Origin of the sequence: Pseudomonas sp. HMWF021 (assembly GCF_003061005.1) — a bacterium.
GTDB lineage: Bacteria > Pseudomonadota > Gammaproteobacteria > Pseudomonadales > Pseudomonadaceae > Aquipseudomonas.
This window is the reverse complement of sequence record NZ_QAIK01000117.1, coordinates 1-3,503: the sequence shown is the minus strand read 5'-3', so window position 1 is coordinate 3,503 and position 3,503 is coordinate 1. Positions and strand designations below refer to the sequence as shown.

The 3,503-nt window shown below is 63.0% G+C and carries 2 protein-coding genes and 1 pseudogene; all 3 read left to right on the top strand.

All coding sequences use genetic code 11. From position 1 onward, the window contains the following. Window positions 1-178: pseudogene (locus DBR18_RS29280) on the top strand (LysR family transcriptional regulator); the annotation flags it as partial. Window positions 179-214: 36 nt separating this feature from the next. Further along, window positions 215-1,138 (top strand): NADP-dependent oxidoreductase, encoded by a 924-nt coding sequence (locus DBR18_RS15415; protein WP_108590945.1) that lies wholly within the window; start codon window positions 215-217, stop codon window positions 1,136-1,138. A 232-nt stretch (window positions 1,139-1,370) separates the two neighbouring features. Further along, the gene (locus DBR18_RS15405; RefSeq protein WP_108590944.1) at window positions 1,371-3,290 is read left to right on the top strand and encodes a tyrosine-protein phosphatase; all 1,920 of its coding nucleotides are present in this window, start codon (window positions 1,371-1,373) and stop codon (window positions 3,288-3,290) included. Window positions 3,291-3,503 lie beyond the last annotated feature (213 nt).

Sequence of the window (3,503 nt, the reverse complement as noted above, 5' to 3'; positions counted from 1 at the left end):
CGCCGTTGCTGCAGTGCTGGCGGTGTTCAGCGTGGTCACCGCGCTGGCGTTTCACAATGCGCTGGGCGATCAGAACCAGTTCATCCACTTCTTCAAGAACATCGCCATGGCCGGTGGCCTGCTGCAAGTCGTCGCGTTCGGCGCCGGTCGTTTCAGCCTTGACGCTCGCCGCCACTGAAACCGCGCCGCCCACTCCCACTGATCGAGGTCTCCCATGAAAGCCATCCGCGTGTACGAATACGGCAACCCTGACGTGTTGCAACTGGAAGAACGTGCCGACCCTGTGGCCGGCGAAGGTGAAGTGCTGATCGAGGTCGCTGGGGCAGGGGTCAACCCGATCGACTGGAAGGTGCTGTCTGGCGCGATGAAAGCATTCATACCGCTGCCACTGCCGTTCACTCCGGGTGTCGAGGTGTCCGGCAAGGTCATCGCTACCGGCTCCGGTGTGACGCAGTTCAAGCGCGGTGACGAAGTGTTCGGCTTCATCAACATCGTCGGTGGCTATGCGAGCAAAGCGGTGGCTGCGGTGACCAAACTGGCGCTGAAACCGCAATCCCTCAGCGCCTTGCAGGCTGGCGCCGTTCCGGCCACCGCGCTCACCGCGTGGCAGGCGTTGACCGAGCATGCTGGCGTGCAGCGGCGGCAGAAAGTGCTGATTCACGCCGCCGCTGGTGGCGTGGGCAGCATGGCGGTGCAGATTGCCAAATATCTGGGCGCCGAAGTCATCGCCACCGCATCGGCGGGCAACCACGCGTACCTCAAGCAACTGGGCGCTGACCACGTGATCGACTACACCACTCAGGCGTTCGAGGAGTGGGTGGCAGACGTCGACGTGGTGCTCGATCTGGTCGGCGGCGACACCCAGAACCGTTCGTTCCGCGTGTTGAAAAAACACGGTGTGCTGGTCTCGCCGGTCAGCGCGCCGAGCATGACTCTGGCCAATGACTACGGCGTAACCCCGATCAACTTCGCCACCCGCTCCGACGGTGCGCAGTTATCGTTGATTGCCGAACTGTTCGATCGCGGCCACCTCACCGTCGACGTCGAGGTGTTCCCGCTGAGTGAGGCGCAACGCGCGCTGGAAAAAAGCCAGAGCCGGCGCGGCCATGGCCGGCTGGTCCTCGATCCCTCGAAATAACCGCCAAACCCCTGTAGGAGCTGCCGCAGGCTGCGATCTTTTGCTTTTGAAGATCAAAAGATCGCAGCCTGCGGCAGCTCCTACAGGGGTTTTTCGTTAACTCACATGGACAAAAAACGCAGCTCACGGCCCAATCGCGCAGCCATTTTCCTGCGCAGTCGTTCTGTCATATTCGGTATCAGTTGATTGCAGATAGTAGCCAGCCCAACGCTAATTCCAATGAGGCTGCACTGTGTTCCAACGTCTTGTGTGTTCGCTGTCCGTTCTGAGCCTGTCCATCGCCGCTGCCCATGCTGCCGAGCCCGTCGCGCTCGACACGCCGCGTCTGCAGAGCATCGACAACTTCCGTGACATCGCCGGCCTCACCACCGCGTATTCGACGGCCCACGACGGCACCATGCGCGGCGGCGTGTTCTACCGCTCCAACGCGATCACGCCATCGGCGGCGGATCTAGCGACCCTCAACAGCCTCGGCATCAAAGCCGTCTACGACCTGCGCACCCCAAGCGAAGTCGCCGGCACACCCGACACGATGCTGACCGGCGCCACCTACCAGAACATCGACATCATCGGCAGCACCACCTCGGGTGCGAACATCACCACCGTGTCGCTCAAAAGTGCAGCCGATGCCATCGCCATGATGGAACAGACCAACCGCGCCTTCGTCAGCGATGCGGGGATGCGCGGTCAGTTCGGCAAGCTGTTCAACGAACTGGCTACCACCGACGGTGCGCAACTGTTCCACTGCACCGCCGGCAAGGACCGCACCGGTTGGACCGCCGCCGTGTTGCAGAGCATCGCCGGGGTCGACAACGCGACCATCATGGCCAACTACCTGGCGACCAACGACTACACCGCCGCCCGCGTCGCCGCAACTCTCAAAGCGATGCCGCCAAGCATGGCCTCGATCTATGCGCCGCTGCTCGGCGTGCAGGCCAGCTACTTGCAGGCTGGGCTCGATGAAGTCACCGCCGAATACGGCAGCATGGACAACTACCTCAAACAAGGCCTCGGCCTTTCGCAGGAAACCATCTATGTGCTGCGCGGCAAACTGGTCGAGTACAACAGCCTGCCGGGGCAGGCGGGGTTGATCGGCAACGCTGCTGCCGGTGCCGAATTGCTCCGCCAATTGCAGAACACCAGCCTGTCCGGCACCTACAGCGCCTACAACTACTACTTGCAATCGGCCATCGACGCCGGCACCCTCGGCGGTGTCGAATCCCAGGTCGGCGGTCAGGTTCATGCCGATGCCGCCAGCTACCTGCTGCGCCAAAATGCAATGATCGAACAAGCCGCCGCACCCTACGCCAGCGGCACCGACCTGAAAGTCGGCCAATACCGTTTGTGGACCACCGCGCTGGCCGGTTACCTCGGCACCGACGGCTCGTCCCACGCCGAAAGCAGCAACGAACACAGCCAGGGCCTGATGGTCGGCATCACCCAGCGCTTCTCCGAACAACTCAGCGCACGCGGCGGCTTCGGCTATAGCAAAGGCACCGTCGGCGGCGCGGGCGGCGAGGCCGATACCGACTTCACCTTCTTCAACCTCGGCGCCCGCTACGGCTTCACCAGCCTGGAGCGCGGGCTGTTCGTCGACGCCAACGCCAGCGCCGGCTACGTCGATTACGACAGCAAACGCGACCTCGGCGGCGGCCTCGGCACGGCCAAGGGCGACACCCACGGCAACCTTACTGGCGCCACCCTGGCGCTGGGTTATCGTGCCCCGGTGAACGGCATGTTCCTCGAACCGAGCCTGGGCGTGCGCGTCAGCCACCTCGACCTCAAAGGCTTCCAAGAGAAGGGCAGCGAACTGTCACTCGACGTCGACGACAACACCGCCACCCGCCGCAGCGCCGTCGCCAACCTCAACGTGGCATTTGCCCCGGTTGCGATGGGCGCCTGGCAACTGGTGCCGGGCGTGCAAGTCGGCTACGAACGCACGCTGGGCAACAACGACGTCAACAGCAACAGCCATCTGCTGGGCCTCGATATCGAACAACGCGCCGCTTTCGACAACCGCGACCAGTTCAGCGGCGGCGTCAACCTGATGGCCAGCCTCGGCGCCGTCAGCGTCGGCGCGGAAGTCGGCGCCATCAGCGGCGGTGACAGCCACGGTTTCAGCGGCAGTCTCAAGGCCAGTTACGCGTTCTAAGTGATCGGATGACAATCAGGTCAAGGATGACCGCTACCGCTTGAGAGGATGATCCTGAATCTATGAGGCCAGCCGCAGAACCTGTAGCGAGGGGATTTATCCCCGATGGGCCGCGAAGCGGCCCCAAAAACAGTCACCTCTAAGCCACAACTCCCTCGGTCAAAATTCCGGGCGAGCGGGCCTCTTGGCAACCCCCACAACGCTCCCCAACAA